General features: G+C 39.8%; 12 protein-coding genes, 7 tRNA genes, 2 rRNA genes and 1 pseudogene. 17 read left to right on the top strand and 5 right to left on the bottom strand.

Annotation, left to right across the window (positions count from 1 at the left end):
• The 5 genes from L3V42_RS09355 to L3V42_RS09335 form a co-directional block, all read left to right on the top strand.
• Window positions 1-118: ribosomal RNA gene (locus L3V42_RS09355) — 23S ribosomal RNA — on the top strand; the annotation flags it as partial.
• A 97-nt stretch (window positions 119-215) separates the two neighbouring features.
• Window positions 216-331: ribosomal RNA gene (rrf, locus tag L3V42_RS09350) — 5S ribosomal RNA — on the top strand.
• 24 nt (window positions 332-355) lie between these two features.
• Window positions 356-430 (top strand) — tRNA-Asn (locus tag L3V42_RS09345).
• Between the two features lie 24 nt (window positions 431-454).
• Window positions 455-527: transfer RNA gene (locus L3V42_RS09340), tRNA-Thr, on the top strand.
• A gap of 1074 nt (window positions 528-1601) precedes the next feature.
• Complete coding sequence (locus L3V42_RS09335) at window positions 1602-1805, top strand: hypothetical protein (RefSeq protein ID WP_369412871.1); 204 nt, start codon at window positions 1602-1604, stop codon at window positions 1803-1805.
• 194 nt (window positions 1806-1999) lie between these two features.
• On the opposite strand, the pseudogene L3V42_RS09330 reads toward L3V42_RS09335, so the two are convergent.
• Window positions 2000-2469, bottom strand: a pseudogene (locus L3V42_RS09330) (DUF2268 domain-containing putative Zn-dependent protease).
• A 977-nt stretch (window positions 2470-3446) separates the two neighbouring features.
• The gene (locus L3V42_RS09325) at window positions 3447-4919 is read right to left on the bottom strand and encodes a phospholipase D family protein (protein ID WP_238471851.1); all 1473 of its coding nucleotides are present in this window, start codon (window positions 4917-4919) and stop codon (window positions 3447-3449) included.
• 633 nt (window positions 4920-5552) lie between these two features.
• On the opposite strand from L3V42_RS09325, the gene L3V42_RS18305 reads away from it, so the two are divergent.
• A complete protein-coding gene (locus L3V42_RS18305) occupies window positions 5553-6188 on the top strand; it encodes a response regulator transcription factor (protein ID WP_255783447.1) in 636 nt (211 codons plus the stop codon).
• 48 nt (window positions 6189-6236) lie between these two features.
• Here L3V42_RS18305 and L3V42_RS09315 read toward each other — a convergent pair whose 3' ends face one another.
• Both L3V42_RS09315 and fabI read right to left on the bottom strand, forming a co-directional pair.
• Window positions 6237-6956, bottom strand: a complete 720-nt coding sequence (locus tag L3V42_RS09315; RefSeq protein WP_238471850.1) for a YwaF family protein — start codon at window positions 6954-6956, stop codon at window positions 6237-6239.
• Window positions 6957-7053: 97 nt separating this feature from the next.
• On the bottom strand, window positions 7054-7830 hold the full coding sequence (fabI, locus tag L3V42_RS09310; RefSeq protein ID WP_238471849.1) for an enoyl-ACP reductase FabI: 777 nt from the start codon (window positions 7828-7830) through the stop codon (window positions 7054-7056).
• A gap of 333 nt (window positions 7831-8163) precedes the next feature.
• Here fabI and L3V42_RS09305 point away from each other — a divergent pair.
• From L3V42_RS09305 to L3V42_RS09265, 9 genes are all read left to right on the top strand, one after another.
• Window positions 8164-8238: transfer RNA gene (locus L3V42_RS09305), tRNA-Glu, on the top strand.
• 385 nt (window positions 8239-8623) lie between these two features.
• Window positions 8624-8699: transfer RNA gene (locus tag L3V42_RS09300), tRNA-Thr, on the top strand.
• Window positions 8700-8746: 47 nt separating this feature from the next.
• Window positions 8747-8831 (top strand) — tRNA-Tyr (locus L3V42_RS09295).
• An 8-nt stretch (window positions 8832-8839) separates the two neighbouring features.
• Window positions 8840-8911, top strand: a tRNA-Gln gene (locus L3V42_RS09290).
• Window positions 8912-9022: 111 nt separating this feature from the next.
• A tRNA-Lys gene (locus tag L3V42_RS09285) sits at window positions 9023-9095 on the top strand.
• A gap of 377 nt (window positions 9096-9472) precedes the next feature.
• Window positions 9473-10762 carry a hydroxymethylglutaryl-CoA reductase, degradative gene (locus L3V42_RS09280; protein ID WP_235762963.1) on the top strand — a complete coding sequence of 430 codons (1290 nt, stop codon included), beginning with the start codon at window positions 9473-9475 and terminating at the stop codon, window positions 10760-10762.
• Entirely contained in the window at window positions 10759-11721 is a 963-nt protein-coding gene (gene mvk, locus L3V42_RS09275) for a mevalonate kinase (RefSeq protein WP_235762962.1), read from the top strand. Before L3V42_RS09280 ends, mvk begins: the two co-directional genes overlap by 4 nt.
• 89 nt (window positions 11722-11810) lie before the next feature.
• Entirely contained in the window at window positions 11811-12785 is a 975-nt protein-coding gene (gene mvaD, locus L3V42_RS09270; protein ID WP_235762961.1) for a diphosphomevalonate decarboxylase, read from the top strand.
• A gap of 12 nt (window positions 12786-12797) precedes the next feature.
• Entirely contained in the window at window positions 12798-13901 is a 1104-nt protein-coding gene (locus L3V42_RS09265) for a phosphomevalonate kinase (protein ID WP_235762960.1), read from the top strand.
• 177 nt (window positions 13902-14078) lie between these two features.
• On the opposite strand, the gene L3V42_RS09260 is transcribed toward L3V42_RS09265, so the two are convergent.
• On the bottom strand, window positions 14079-14249 hold the full coding sequence (locus L3V42_RS09260; protein ID WP_235762959.1) for an aspartyl-phosphate phosphatase Spo0E family protein: 171 nt from the start codon (window positions 14247-14249) through the stop codon (window positions 14079-14081).
• Window positions 14250-14441: 192 nt separating this feature from the next.
• On the opposite strand from L3V42_RS09260, the gene sigW reads away from it, so the two are divergent.
• Both sigW and rsiW read left to right on the top strand, forming a co-directional pair.
• Window positions 14442-15005 (top strand): RNA polymerase sigma factor SigW, encoded by a 564-nt coding sequence (sigW, locus tag L3V42_RS09255; protein WP_235762958.1) that lies wholly within the window; start codon window positions 14442-14444, stop codon window positions 15003-15005.
• A gap of 15 nt (window positions 15006-15020) precedes the next feature.
• A complete protein-coding gene (gene rsiW / locus L3V42_RS09250) occupies window positions 15021-15659 on the top strand; it encodes an anti-sigma-W factor RsiW (RefSeq protein WP_235762957.1) in 639 nt (212 codons plus the stop codon).
• The last annotated feature ends 155 nt before the right edge of the window (window positions 15660-15814 follow it).

Here is a 15814-nt window from a genome sequence, read left to right as displayed (position 1 = left end):
ACTTCCCATCACTTCGAGTGAGTAAGATCCCTCAGAGACGATGAGGTTGATAGGTTCGAGGTAGAAGCATGGTGACATGTGGAGCTGACGAATACTAATCGATCGAGGACTTAACTAACTTCTATATCTTGATGTCGTGAATTACTCTTATTTAGTTTTCAGGGTATGAATATACTCTTGCATTAAAGTTAAATTTTGTTATAATATAGTATATGTCTGGTAATGAGGGCGGAAAGGTCACACCTGTTCCCATACCGAACACAGCAGTTAAGCTTTCCAGCGCCGATGGTAGTTGAGACCTTGTCTCTGCGAGAGTAGGACGTTGCCAGGCATATAATAATTTACATAGTATTATTCCACAGTAGCTCAGTGGTAGAGCAATCGGCTGTTAACCGATCGGTCGTAGGTTCGAATCCTACCTGTGGAGCCATTTTTATGTTTATGTTTAGAATGTGCTTCCATAGCTCAGCAGGTAGAGCGCTTCCATGGTAAGGAAGAGGTCGCAGGTTCAAATCCTGTTGGAAGCTTTTTGTAAAACGCTCTGTCTAAACGATCAGAAGCGTTTTTTTGTATATCTAATCAATATTAATATCAATATTAATATTGATATCATGATTGATATCATGAAGGAATAAATATAGGATATCAAAATGGGATTTATTTAAGCAAATAGAGGGTTTTCCAAGTGAAAATATCCTGAGATGAAGCATTATTTGGACGGACTAAACGAATTGGATCAAAGTGAAGCCGTTTTAGATAAAGAGTCAAAAACTAAAATGAAAAAGTCACTAGATGAATACTCAAAAGGGAAATATTTTACTTTTGATCAGGTATTTGAAAAAAATGACAACGATGTTTGAAATTTGATTTTCAAAAAGCTCAAGAAATATTTAAACAAACTAGATAAGATAACAAAAGAAAGAATCAAAAAAGCTCTACTGGTTCTTGCTAATAATCCATTTAATATCCATTTAGATATTAAAAAATTAGCAGGATATCAAAATGCGTATAGGTTAAGAATTGGGTAGTACAGAGCACTCTATAAAATAATGAAGAAGGAAGTTGTAATTTTGTGTTTGAATTTAGATAGTAGAGATTATAGTTTCATTTCCATCAAGTATAAATGTAAGCTTTATTCTAATCAGGGGATCCGCCTAAACTAAAACTTCGAATTAACTACTTTTTGCCTTCACAACACCACTTAACATGTCTTGGTTAACATGGTAAACACTTTAGTATAATCATCGATGACTTCTTCTCCTAGATGAATATAGTTGAACAACGATTATTTTCATTTATATAATTTTGTTTACTTATTTCAAAAACTTTATAAATAACCCAAGAAGACTCGTGACTTCAGTCATGAGAGGTTCAAATTTGTTATAATTTGCCCTTCTGATCGGGACAAATGCTCTGACCCTGTGTCCCAATTCAGGCTTTTCTCCACTTCTATCTCATGCAAAATGAGTGCGGGTGTCATATTTTATGGAAATGAAGTGGGGGTGAGAGGATTGTCTGTTGATCATTATCGTAATCTCTGTATGAGATACCATCGGCGGCCTGTTGAAATAAGGACAAGGGATAGAAGAGTGCACCGTAGTATGATTGAGAGAGTGGAGTCCAATCGTGTGTATTTACGACCGTTACGAGGCTCTGGAGGATTTGTTGGCTTCGGCTATGGTTGGGTAGTTTTTGGATTTGGGATTGCCCTGGGAGTGATTGTCAGCCTTGCGTTGTTACCACTGTATTTTGCAAAACAAAAATACACAAGATTGCAATTGCAATTACATAATGTTGCAATTTGACTTTGAGCCTCTGTGGGCATGAGTACAAAGCCATGAAGCCAGCCGTAGCAAGGGCTGACTTTGCCAATGAAGGCTATCATGCCCGCCTCTCAAAGTAAAGTTGCAACGCTAAAATCCTTTGCAATACTCTGCACTTTTATTTTGCACTATACAACCACCATATTATTGGTAAGATGAAATGACACAGACGGAAATTAATCCGTCTGTGTCATTTTTGCGATAACAGAAGAAGACGTGTTCAGCAATTCTTTAGTTGAACGTTTATTTGTTTCCACGTATTGTTTTACTAAATAATAACCAGCCATCCTAGGGTAATGATCAACACCATACAATATAGCCTCATGTTCTCTGTGTCCCTTTGGAAGATCAGTGGAAGGTAGAATAAGGTGTTTCCACATTTTTCTAACTCTTCGTCTGAATAATATCGCGTCCAATCTGCACAATATTTTTTCCTGAATCGCTCCAGAACCGCATGTTCAGCCAGTCCTTCTAGGATAATTGTATCCAATAGATGATAGTCTGCCACTTTTTTATCAAATTTGTGCAGGCGGCAAACATGATAGTATTCGTGGGTCAGTAGTGCTTTAATTTCAGTTAGTGAGGTTTCCCCGGAAATAAATAGAAATAGCTTATCATGAAAGGAAAGACCGGATTTTCCATTGATTTCGGTATTACTCCGATCGGACGGAAAGATAAAGATTGGAATGTTCGGTCCGTCCTATTGCTTTCTCAATTCCTGTGCTTCTATATCCACAGTTTTCCAGCAATTTTTTTCTATTAAGGTGTGGATTTGTTTGTCCACTCCTTTAAACGGTTGTTGATACATCCCATACATTGTTAAGTGCTGGTAGATTTCCGCTACTCCCTAGCTGTCATGTAAGAGGCGACAGTCGGATATAGAGAAGGAAATATAATCAAGGCATCTGAGCTGATGTCACAATTTCTAGCAAACGAAGGATATTATCTTGTCTTTATAGAAAATAAAGTAATGAAAGGGTCGCTCGGTGTTTGTGTTGTTTATAATATAGATTTGAAGTAATGCAGGGAATGCTGGTGGAGTTATATGTGAAACCAGAACTTCGACAACTAGGTATGAAGCGTTCACTGGAATTTGAGTTAGAAGATATGAAAAAAAAGGATGAAACATGTACAGTTGAATGTTTATTCGGGTAATTCAGCTAAACGGTTGTATGATGAGTTAGGCTTTTACGATGTATCGACTCTGATGAAAAGAAACTGTAAGGTAGAGCTTAAGTCTCTAAAAGATTAAAAACCAAATTTACTTTTAATGCGAATTGCATGGTACATGATCCTTGCATGACGGTTATGCGGGAGTTGCCCATATAAATAGGGCTGCAGGCATTCCATGAATATCTGATCGCAATATCTCCGGTCAGCACCACGCTGCAAGCAAAGATCATGATGCATACAGCATGCATCTACGGGGTTGGTCGGATACCCAGGGCCACTGCAACTGGGACCACACCAACGATATCCCGGGAATATACATTTTCCGCGCCTATTGTTATCACGCATAATAACTCCTCCTCTTAGATTAGAATATGAAAGCAAGGGACGCGGGGTCAGAGCATTTGTCCCAGTTGAAGTGGGACAAATGCTCTGACCCCGCGTCCCGATTGATTAATATGTTGTAAAGCGAAGTAGTTTTTGTGTCCAGTAAAGGACGGATTTTATTGGGGTGAGGGCATCTTCTTCCTTGCTGTGTGGAATGGTGAAGATTGCGTCTTCGTTATTCCATAGTCGTTTAAAGTAAGTGTCGATGTCTTGGATGAATGTACTATCGTTTGGTGCGGTGACAGCAATATTGTTTTCCAAATTATAATTATCCAAGTTGCGGGAGGTGAAGTTTGTTGATCCCGCAGTTACATAGCTTTCTTCATGACCTTTTAAATAGGCGATCTTGGAATGGTATTGTTCTTCATTTGTTTGATACCATTTGATTTCTATTCTGCCGGCTGAATCATCAATCAAACCTTGAGCAACTGGGATATTTGGCAGGCCAATCTTTTCTGATCCGAATGCATTCTCATTCGGATCAAGAATGAGATGAACATCGACTCCGCGCTCAGCAGCATCAAGTAGACTGGTAATTACCGTATGATCAGAAAGATAAAACATACCAATCCAAATTTCGTCGTCTGCTTCCAGTTGTTCCATTGCACCAAGAAAGTCGGTTTCAATTTGTTTCTCTGTCAAAATGCGTGCTCGGATTGTTCGCTCTTCTTGGGGCGCCTCCTGTGAAAAGTAAGCATTTAATTTTTCCTCGCTTGGGAAAGCATTAAGGTCACCACCAGAAAACTTTGCCACTGCTCGTTCCGTTTCAACCATATCTTTTATAATCGGGCCAGTTACTTGAACAGCTACGTTAGAATGAAAGGCGCTTGAATCATGGGCGTTCGCGGAGAGAATGAGCCCATGGTCCTCTGTTATAATCGCTTTCCGGTGATTGGCTTTAATGTTCAGTAATTGTAAATAAGAACGAAACGTCACTTTGGGAGAAGTTTCACCAAAGGGATTTGGTAGCCATCCATTTCCTTCCTGACCAAACCACTGGAAAAATAACCGCCATATCCCGGAATATAATACATTTGAATCACGTAATTTTGTTAGATCCGTATAAATGATTTCTACCCTATCCTCTGCAAGACGATCGATCTGCAATGCTTGATGGGAATTATAACTGCGATTAATCTCATCGGTAATAAGTACGACCTGCAAATCTGGATGTTTTTTTAGCTGATCTCTTATCTTTTCTATAAAGAGACTGCTTAATTCGGGAAAGTCTCTAGCTTCATCTGAGAAGTCATTTACCATGAACATGTCGATAACGAGAAAATCTTCTGCTTCTTCAATCATTTGAAAAGCCGTGTCGAAAATCTCCTGTTCATGGATTTCTTCCCCCTGTTTTTGGTAAGTAAGGTCGTAAAGAAATGTTATCTCATCCTCCATTAACCAGTGTTCATCACCAAAGTAAGATACGTCCTCCGGCAGCTCTTTCACCTGATGAAAAAATATCGTTCCTATATATAGAACGATGATTAGGGATAGAATCAAGTTCCGTTTTTTCTTATAAAATGCCTGTTTTTTTGTCATGTGCAATCACCTTATTTTCTAGCTTATCTCTTTCAATACCCCTTTTCCCGAGCAAAAACACAATTCATTCACCTATTGTAATACAGTTCTCAACTATATGTCAGAATGATATAATGCTGATAATATCCTTTTCTTGGCAGATACGTCGGGGCTGCACTGATTATTGTAGTATTCTTTAGGGCTGCAAGGAAGGTGAGAGCAAATAATATCCCGCTTGAAATAGATGTTCTTGATTGGAAAGTTGCATAATATAATATAATTTTTTACCAAACTCCTTTTAAGTTGAGTAAAGCTCAGCTTAAAGGGAGTTTTTGTGGATAAATTGGATTAATATTATAAAATTATGTCTATTTATGATAAAATAGAACTAGGATAAAATGATTGGTTAGAAGAGAGGAATATCTCTTCCCGGATAAATCTGCAATAAATTTGGGAGTTGAATGAATTTCATAATTACCAAAGTCGGCTATTCCATCACCATATGTAGTTGGGAACGAACCAACTCAACTACATATGGTGAAGGTGAAGCATTAAATACGTATTATGAAATTCATTAAGTTATTGATTCATTCTTATTTTGAATAAGTTTGCAAAGAATGAACACGGTTAGCACAAAACTAGGAGCTGGAAAAAATGAATGTGATATCATTTGTGATAGGATCAGAAGTTCATAAAGAAACCGTTATAGAAATGGTGAAGGAACACCTGCAAGATGATGACATATATGTATATAATGCTGCATTTATAGATGATTTGTTTGAAGCGCCACGAGATAGTGACCTTGTCATCCTTGATATAGAAGCTTATATCTCCTTGCAAGAGGTGACTCGATTTTATCGTTTTACCAATACAAAGATAGCGATTATTTTGCCTGATTCAGAAATGAAGGTTTTTAACAATTACATTCATTATGATTTAGTTGGTTTTTTCAGTGTTGGTATGAGTGTTCAAGAATTTGTGCAAGGTATTGAATACATACAGAAAGGCAAGACCTATATTCATCCACTTATTGCATCGGTACTGTTTGAAAAGTATAGGCAAATTGCTGAAGGAGATGTTCAACGGCCGATTGGGTTGTTGACCCGGAGAGAATGGGAAGTACTAGGGGAACTTATACAAGGATGCCAAAATGAAGAGATTGCCACGAACTTAAATATTTCCGATAAGACAGTGAAGAATCATATTACTTCTATATTAAGTAAGCTTAGGGTAAAAGATCGAACGAATGCAGTACTATTAGCATTAAGAGAACGATGGTTTTATCTATAGAAAAATTCCCGAATGCCTCCAAGAGGTGTACCGGAGATCTTTTATTTCTTACCATTTTCGCTGCAGTGGGCGGTAGCTGAGGAATTGGAGAAAGAATACGATGAAGCAAACAACTCCTAAGTTTAGCCGATACCAAATACCAGTTCCGAACCAGTCCAGTGGAGTGGCGGATACTGGTGGATGAGACAAAAACAGGTAATTGGCATTCAACCATGGATTGATGATGAGTCCAGCAAGAAATGCGTAGATGACTAAATAGAGATACGTCTCAAGCATACCTTTAAATGTGATTGCTTTTGATTCACTGGCGATAATGGCGACAAAAATAGCTGTTAACGAAATCGTAATATGATGAATGAAAAATTTAAAATACCTGAAATTAGGAAAGTCATATGACAGATCCGGTGTAAGTAACGCTAAAAGAGCTGGTATGAGTGCGATGTAGAAAGTAATCACCATCAGCTTCTTATTTAGCGTAAATAAAGCCGCTGCACCGACTAACCCGGCAATCCCGCATAGGTGAAAAGGTAAATTATGCACCCAAATTCCATTGATTGCTGCCCAAGTTTGATACGTAATCTCACACGCTAGTAAGAGTGTGAAGAATGTCCAGCGAATCGTTTGGAATAACCGATGATTGGAGAGAATTTTTTTATGTAAAAATAAAAGCAAAAATGCACCGACTACATATAAAAACAGCATAACGAGATGACTCGGTCCAAAAAGATTAAATTTTTCTCCCCCGACTGTTAAAAACCATTCCATCATTGTACGTTCTCCTTTGCACAGGTCTGAATAGATTAAGAAGTAGAAGAAAGACGCTGCTTAGCATGTGTGCATAAGAGCGTCTCATTTGTCAATTTAGTTAGCCGCCAATGATATGGAAACCGGAATCCACGTGTAAAATTTCTCCTGTTACTCCTCTTGAAAGATCACTCAAGAAGAACATTGATGCGTCTCCCACCTGATCTTGATCAATATTACGGCGAAGTGGTGATTTTTCTACAATGACATTTGCTTTTTCGTTAAATCCAGATACACCTTTAGCTGATACAGTACGAATTGGGCCTGAAGAAATTGCATTCACACGAATATCATATTTCCCCATATCTTCAGCTAAATAACGTACACTTGCTTCCAGAGATGCTTTAGCGACACCCATAATATTATAATTCGGGATGACCCGCTCGGCGCCGAGATATGTTTGGGTAATGATACTTCCGCCTTCTGTCATTAATTCTTTTGCAGCCTTTGTAATAGCTACTAACGAATACGCACTAATCTCGTGAGCAAGTAAATAACCGTCACGGGATGTATCTGCATATTCGCCTTGCAGTTCTTCCCGCTTAGCAAATGCAACAGAGTGGACAACCCCATGAATAACCCCAACCTTATCTTTTATTTCCTGAAATGCGTCTTGAATACTTTCATCACTCGCTGCATCAAGCGAAAGCATTAGCTTAGCAGGGATATCGTGTTTTTCCAGTAGTTTCTCTAATTTTTTCTTGGAACGCTCTTGCCTGTTCGTGAAAATCAAGTTTGCTCCTTCACGGTGGAGCGACTTCGTAATTCCCCACGCGATACTTCTCTCATTTGCCACGCCCATTACAACAATAGTTTTATCCTTTAATAAGCCTGCCATGGTATACCTCCAAAAAATTTGTTTTTTCTATTATACCTTATGTTTGACGTTAGATAAACTGGAATTATGGTTTATATCATAATAGCTGGTACTAATTTGGGGGGCAGTGCCATTCAAGCGAAGATTAAACTCGTGTTGGTCGCTGATAAATTTATTTAGCGGAACTGATTCTATTTGGCCGTGAAACGTTCGAATAATAGGATTACATTACGGTGAAAAAGGGTATAGACTATTTGAAAAAGAAAAACTTTAATTTTTAGCTTTACAAAAAGGGAAATACTAGCTATAATGAAATTCGTTAGTTTGAAAAGCTGATCTTTGCCAAACCTTATTGGCCCGTTGGTCAAGCGGTTAAGACACCGCCCTTTCACGGCGGTAACACGGGTTCGAATCCCGTACGGGTCACCATTTACATTTTAAAAACAGCTTACATTCGTAAAGCTTTTTTATTTTTTCAGAACAACTAGAAGCCGGCCTAGCTCAATTGGTAGAGCACGCCGCTCCTAACTTCTTTGCCTCTGCTTCCCAGAAGCGGCCTGCGAGGAGTGTATGCATCACCGATTAATCATTCAACACGACGAGCTATCAAACATCTAGCTCATGCAATAAAACCAGTACATATTAATATCATGCCGGCCTAGCTCAATTGGTAGAGCACGCCGCTCCTAACTTCTTTGCCTCTGCTTCCCAGAAGCGGCCTGCGAGGAGTGTATGCATCACCGATTAATCATTCAACACGACGAGCCATCAAACATCTAGCTCATGCAATAAAACCAGTACATATTAATATCATGCCGGCCTAGCTCAATTGGTAGAGCAACTGACTTGTAATCAGTAGGTTGGGGGTTCAAGTCCTCTGGCCGGCACCATTTATTTTAACTATATGGTATAAGACAAAAATTATGACGAATAATATGGAGGGGTAGCGAAGTGGCTAAACGCGGCGGACTGTAAATCCGCTCCCTCAGGGTTCGGCAGTTCGAATCTGCCCCCCTCCACCACTAATTATTGGGCTATAGCCAAGCGGTAAGGCAACGGGTTTTGGTCCCGTCATTCCTAGGTTCGAATCCTAGTAGCCCAGCTATTTTTATTCCTAATATGTATGCATCATGCATGACCGAATAACCACTCAACACGACGAGCTATCGAACATCTAGCTCATGCGAAAAAACCAGTACAATATTTTAATCGAGAGCCATTAGCTCAGTCGGTAGAGCATCTGACTTTTAATCAGAGGGTCACAGGTTCGAATCCTGTATGGCTCATCATTCCCACGTATGTAATTAAATGAATCACCTCTGCAAATAAAACAAGGCTCACGTTTTCGAGTCTTGTTTTATTTGCAATATAAGCCTTTTTTCAACATAATAGATGGAGTAATTCAAGAAATGAAGGTTTTTTGTGAAAATAAGTAGCTGTTCCTACAAAAAATGCATGGTAACATGTTATAATCGTTAAGAAGAATTAATGTTTAACTGAATGAATTTCATAATTACCAAAGTCGGCTTTTCCATCACCATATGTAGTTGGGGACGAACTAACTCAACTACATATGGTGATGGTGAAGCATTAGATACGTATTATGAAATTCATTAAACTAATAAAAATCATTCATTATTATAATACTAAAGGATGATCCGGTATGAAATCGTCCAGAATTCCTGGTTTCTATAAAAAAACAATAGAAGAAAGAAAAGCATTGATTAGAGAAATGCTTTCATTTACAGAAGAAGAGCTTACAGTATTTAATTCAGAAGCTCCTTTAGTTGAAGATACGGCAGATAATATGATTGAAAATGTCGTGGGGACGTTTCAGTTGCCACTTGGCTTAGGATTGAATTTCTTCATAAATGGGAAAGAATATATAGTACCGATGGCAATTGAGGAAGCTTCTGTTGTAGCTTCTGCCAGCCATATTGCGAAAATCGTTCGTGATGCTGGTGGTTTTGTTACGGAATCTACAGAACGCGTCATGATTGGACAGATTCAGGTAGTTGGTTGTTCCGATTTTACGGAAGCAAAGGAAGCTATCCTGGAGAGTAAACAAATATTAATCGACGCTGCCAACAATGCTTTCCCGAGCATTGTAGCCCGGGGTGGTGGCGCGAAAGATTTAGACGTCCGCATTTTAAATGAAGCATCTGATTCCAAATTTGGAAAAATGCTGATTGTTCACCTGTATGTGAACACAGTTGATGCAATGGGTGCAAACTTAATTAATACAATGGCAGAATCAATTGCCCCACTAGTAGAAGAAATTACACAAGGTAAAGTTTATTTACGAATTTTATCTAATTTAGCAGATCGAAGCTTGGCAAGAGCTCGTTGCGTCATTCCACCTCACTTACTGCAAACTGGAGATTTCTCCGGCGAAGAAGTACGGGATGGCGTCATTCATGCGTATGAATTCGCAGCCTCTGATCCTTACCGGGCAGTCACGCACAATAAAGGGATTATGAACGGAATTGATCCGATTGTTATTGCCACAGGAAATGATTGGCGCGCTGTAGAAGCCGGTGCTCATGCTTATGCCGTGAAAGATGGACAATATACATCTATGACAACGTGGCATAAGGATGAACAGGGTAATCTTGTCGGTGAGCTGGAACTTCCGATGTCGATTGGAATTGTCGGCGGGGCGACCCGAGTACACCCAATGGCGAAGCTTGCTCTTAAATTACTCGAAGTTGAAAGTGCGAAAGAATTAGCGGAGGTTATCGTAGCTGTTGGCCTTGCCCAAAATTTAGGCGCGCTAAAAGCACTTGCAACAGACGGTATTCAAAAAGGACATATGACCTTACATTCTCGCTCTGTTGCGATGGCAGCAGGTGCTGCAGGGGAGATGGTTGATATTATAGCAATCGAATTAATTAAAAATAACGATATCCGTGTTGGAAAAGCGAAAGAATTGGTGGAAAAATATAAACGATGAGTGCAGAAAAAGTTTCAACTTCAGCAAAAACAGCTATTGGTGTAGCTCATAGTAAATTTATCTTGATTGGAGAGCATGCGGTTGTACACGGACAACCTGCAATTGCTGTTCCATTTCCGCTTATTGGTGTCGAATCCGCCATTGAGTATGTGCCTGGACCGGCGATACTTGACAGCAGTTTCTATTATGGACCACTCCATATGACTCCCGATTCCTTGCGTGGTATTGCCAGCTGTATTACGAATACGCTGGAATACCTTGAAATTCCCTGTGAAAATCTCGTTATTCGTATAACTTCATCCGTCCCGCCTGGAAAAGGTTTGGGATCTAGTGCCTCTGTGGCCATTTCTGTTATTCGCTCGCTATTTAATTATGCTGAGCGTGAATATACGCATGAAGAATTATTGAAGCTTGCGAATATCGCAGAAACTTATGCACATGGTTCACCAAGTGGAATTGATACATTGACCATTACGGCAGATACACCAATCTGGTTTGAAAAAAATCAACCAATTAGAAAAATTGCAGTGAAAGAAGATTTACATTTTCTTGTTGCCGACTCTGGACAAGATGCGGATACGAAATCATCTGTTCAATCGGTGACGAAATTGCTTAAAAAAGCACCGCGTAAAATTCAGCGGAAATTGGACCGTATTGGGCAGTTGACCCATGATGCGAAAGATGCACTTGAAAAAGCGAGCAAGCACTTCCTCGGGTCTATGTTGAATGAAGCGCAAAAAGAACTTGAATATCTAGGTGTAAGTGATGCGGTGTTGAACCGATTGATTCGTTTTGCCAGACAGGAAGGAGCACTAGGTGCAAAGCTTACAGGCGGCGGAAATGGCGGCTGTATTATTGCCCTAGCTCAGAATGAAGTACATTGTAAGCAATTAGCTGAGAAATTGAAGCAATTCGGCGCACATTCCGTTTGGCCATTTGTATTAAAGAAAAATGGTTAACCTTTTAGAAAGTAACCAGATATCAAGCTTTACAAGCTGCTATTTGGTTACTTTCATTTGTATAGGAATAATTTGAAAAGGGGATTATTATGAAAGCTACAGCGAAAGCACATACGAATATTGCCTTAATTAAATATTGGGGGAAGCGGAATGAGGAATTGATTCTGCCAACAAACAACAGTCTTTCCCTAACATTGGACGGGTTTTACACGACGACCACTGTAGACTTTCAAGAAGACTTTACCGAAGACAGGTTCGAACTGAACGGAACACTTGAACAGGGAGAAGCCTATAAACGAGTGACGGCCTTCCTTGATTTGGTTCGGCAAATGGCAGGAAAGGAACTTTACGCACATGTTGCTTCAGATAACCAAGTGCCTACCGCAGCTGGATTCGCATCATCTGCATCCGGTTTTGCGGCGCTTGCTGCAGCTGCTTCGAAGGCAATCGGTTTAGATTTAGATCCTAAAGAACTCTCACGCTTAACAAGACGCGGTTCAGGATCATCCAGCCGTTCGATTTACGGCGGCTTTGCAGAATGGCAAATGGGGGAAAAAGAAGATGGTTCTGATTCCTATGCCGTCTCTATTGCAGATGAGAACCACTGGGACATCCGGATGGCAGGGGTTGTACTGACATCGGAAATGAAAAAGATATCAAGTCGGGCAGGGATGCGCCGGACAGTTGAAACTTCACCATTCTATGAAGGCTGGCTGAAGAGTATTCCGGAAGATCTTTCAGGAATTAAAGAAGCTATTCAAGAAAAAGATTTTATTCGTGTTGGAGAAATTGCAGAAGCGAACTGCTTGAAGATGCATGCAACCTCGCTAGGTGCGAAACCGCCATTTACATATTGGCTGGATTCCACCATTCGCGTGATGCACCAAGTGCAGGAAATGCGAGAACAAGGGATACCAGCATATTTTACAATTGATGCTGGGCCAAATGTGAAAGTACTTTATTTACCGGAACATGAGTCACAGGTTGAACGGATACTTCGGAAAGTCCCTGGTGTGACAGATGTCATCCTTAGTAAGCCAGGCCCTGGAGTAAGCTATCTTTAGGAGTGGAATAAGTTGCAGGCGAATAAATGGACGATAAAAGTACCAGGTAAATTGATGGTTGCCGGTGAATTTGCGGTGCTTATCCCCAATCACCATCTTGCGGTCACTGCTGTAAACCGGTTTGTTTATGCTACTATTGAAGATTCCGGTCACAGAAAACTTACGTTAGAAGATTATCAGCTGAATAATCTATCGTGGGATTACGCGAACGGAGAAGTGACTATTCAATCAGCTGACGAACGTCTTTCATTTGTAAAAGAAGCGATGGAAGTAACCTGTACGTATCTTGCGGAAGCGGGTGTAGAGATTGACGATTTCAACTTGGCTGTCCGCAGTGAACTGGATGATGCGTCCGGCGTGAAATATGGATTAGGATCTAGTGCGGCGGTGGTTGTAGCGATCGTTACGGCAATTATGGTCCGCTTTACAAAGGATGAGCCGGATAAGGATATCATTTTTAAATTAGCCGCCTTAGCTCATGTGAACATTCAAGGTAGTGGTTCTGGTGCCGATATAGCGGCATCTGTTTATGGTGGTATTTTACAATATTCATCTTTCCAGGCGGAATGGTTACTTCAAGCGTCTAAAAATGTTTCTTCTATCCATGAATTATTGGAAATGGATTGGGTCTATCTTTCGATTAAGCGATTGACACTGCCGGCAACTGTTTCTTTTTGTGTCGGTTGGACAGGGAAGCCTGCATCAACGACACAGCTTGTCAGCCGTATTTTGGAATTGAAGGATGATAATCCGCGAGCGTTTGAAGCATTTCTGTTGAAAAGCGAGCAGGCCGTACATACATTGCTTACCGGAATGGAAGAAGAGAATCAAGAACTTCTTTTTAAAGGGGTAAAAGCAAACAGAGAAGCCCTTGCTACAGTTGGAAATAAAGCGGACGTCTCAATTGAAACGGCTTTACTCGGCACATTATGTGACCTTGCTGATGCGTTAGGCGGTGCGGGTAAGCCTTCCGGAGCTGGCGGAGGAGATTGCGGTATTGCCTTTATGCCGAGTAAGAGGCAAGCGGAACAGCTCTTTGCTTCTTGGGAAAAGGCAGGAATTAAGCCATTAGCGCTTACCTCACATCCCGAAGGTGCTGCAATAGAAGCGTCTTAAAAAATATAAAAAAGACATAAATCTCTAAAATCACGAGATTTATGTCTTTTTCTTACGTCTAGCTCCAGTGCCCAGCAACTAGCTGAAATTCGTATACTCTTTCTTTAAAAATCAAATACCGATAATATTAAGGTGTGGAACGGGATGACCGTTATCACACAAGTTTATTGGAAGTCTTTATCTGGAGGCTAATTCATAGTTATCATAGTTTTGATATTTATTAATGAGTGTGTCCAATTTCATACTAGATTCAATAACAGCCTGTGAAGTAAGTTCATGATGGTAACTAAGGGCAACTAATTCCTGCCGACATGTTTCAATTTTTTCAAGCAACAGTGCTTTACTCACAAAAGCTTCCTCCTATCTAGTATACTATAATAAGAAAATACCCGAGTAATAGCAAGAATAAACCTATGAAAATGTTAGAAAAATTGATAGGATATTAATTAATGCAGGAAAAAATGTTAAAGCGGAAAAAAATGAAACCTTTTGAGTTGCTCGTTCGTAATAAAAGTACCGCATTGTAGGCGGAGGTAAAGTATGGAACAAATAATTAGGGAGAAAATAATATTAGTAAAAAAAGGGGATCAATCTGCCTTCGAAGATCTGGTCTCATTTTACCAAAATAAAATATACCAGCATTGCTACCGGATGCTTGGTAATGCACATGAGGCAGAAGACATCGCACAAGAAGCTTTCATACGGGCATATGTAAACATTCATTCCTTTGATGAGAAACGAAAATTCTCAAGCTGGTTGTACCGCATTGCCACGAACTTATCAATTGACAGACTTCGCAAACGAAAACCGGACTACTTTTTGGATGCAGAGGTTAAAGGAACGGATGGACTGGATATGTATTCCCAGCTTCAAAGTGAGGGCGCTTCTCTAGTGGAAGAGGTGGAGAGTAATGAATTACAAAGATATATCCACACAGAAATTTCCGAACTTCCACCGAAATATCGCAGTATTATTATTCTGAGGTATTTAGAAGAATTTTCCTTGAAAGAAATAAGTGAAATACTGGACATCCCAATCGGAACGGTGAAAACAAGGATTCACCGGGGCAGAGAAGCTTTACGAAAGAGGCTTCGTCATGTGTAAAGGAGTGTGGTCCCATTGAAATGTAATGCAGAAACCGTTGGGCTAATGCATAAATATTTGGATGGCGATATTACTACGGAAGAGGAACAGAAATTAAAATATCATTTGGAAGACTGTGAAGCCTGTCAGGGTCATTTCCGTGAATTGAAGCGGACCGTTACGCTTATTCAAAGTGCTGAACGATTTGAAGCACCGGTGAATTTCACAGCGAATGTCATGAAGAATCTTCCAACCGAGAAAAAACGGGTTAAATATTCACGCTGGTTTAAGATGCATCCGATGCTTACGGCTGCAGCGATTTTCTTTATTCTTATGTTCACCGGCGTTTTCTTTGCATGGGATCAAGACAATCAGCTCGTTGTCTCAAAACAAGAGAATTTAATTATTGAAGGAGATACCGTGATTGTACCGGAAGGCGAAGTGGTTGAAGGTGATTTACTCGTTAAAAATGGCAATCTGATCATTCATGGTACGGTTGATGGGAATGTGACATTGGTGAATGGGGAACTAATTGATGATGATCCACTGGACAACAGTGGTCTGATGGCTTCCGTCGGTGAAATAAATGGAGAATTCGAATCCGTCGATCAAGCATTTGACTGGATATGGTACAAACTGAAAGACTTTGCTAAAAAAGTATTCTCTTTTGAATAATATGATGATTATATGCTTGCATGCCCTATATTTCCGGTATGCAAGCTTTCTTTATTACGAAGGCTAATTTTAAAATGGTTACGCTGCTATTAAGTTCACATGAACCTTTGTATTTATGGTATAATAATGGTCATGTAATTCATTAAAATGTAATT

Source organism: Oceanobacillus alkalisoli (assembly GCF_022213125.1).
GTDB lineage: Bacteria > Bacillota > Bacilli > Bacillales > Amphibacillaceae > Oceanobacillus > Oceanobacillus alkalisoli.
Note: the sequence above shows the minus strand (reverse complement) of the source record. Positions and strands in the feature narration are given on the sequence as shown.

Coding starts and splice junctions, on each gene's coding strand:
- L3V42_RS09335 (WP_369412871.1), top strand. CDS start 1,602: ATGATTGAGAGAGTGGAGTCCAATCGTGTGTATTTACGACCGTTACGA.
- L3V42_RS09325 (WP_238471851.1), bottom strand. CDS start 4,919: ATGACAAAAAAACAGGCATTTTATAAGAAAAAACGGAACTTGATTCTA.
- L3V42_RS18305 (WP_255783447.1), top strand. CDS start 5,553: ATGAATGTGATATCATTTGTGATAGGATCAGAAGTTCATAAAGAAACC.
- L3V42_RS09315 (WP_238471850.1), bottom strand. CDS start 6,956: ATGATGGAATGGTTTTTAACAGTCGGGGGAGAAAAATTTAATCTTTTT.
- fabI (WP_238471849.1), bottom strand. CDS start 7,830: ATGGCAGGCTTATTAAAGGATAAAACTATTGTTGTAATGGGCGTGGCA.
- L3V42_RS09280 (WP_235762963.1), top strand. CDS start 9,473: ATGAAATCGTCCAGAATTCCTGGTTTCTATAAAAAAACAATAGAAGAA.
- mvk (WP_235762962.1), top strand. CDS start 10,759: ATGAGTGCAGAAAAAGTTTCAACTTCAGCAAAAACAGCTATTGGTGTA.
- mvaD (WP_235762961.1), top strand. CDS start 11,811: ATGAAAGCTACAGCGAAAGCACATACGAATATTGCCTTAATTAAATAT.
- sigW (WP_235762958.1), top strand. CDS start 14,442: ATGGAACAAATAATTAGGGAGAAAATAATATTAGTAAAAAAAGGGGAT.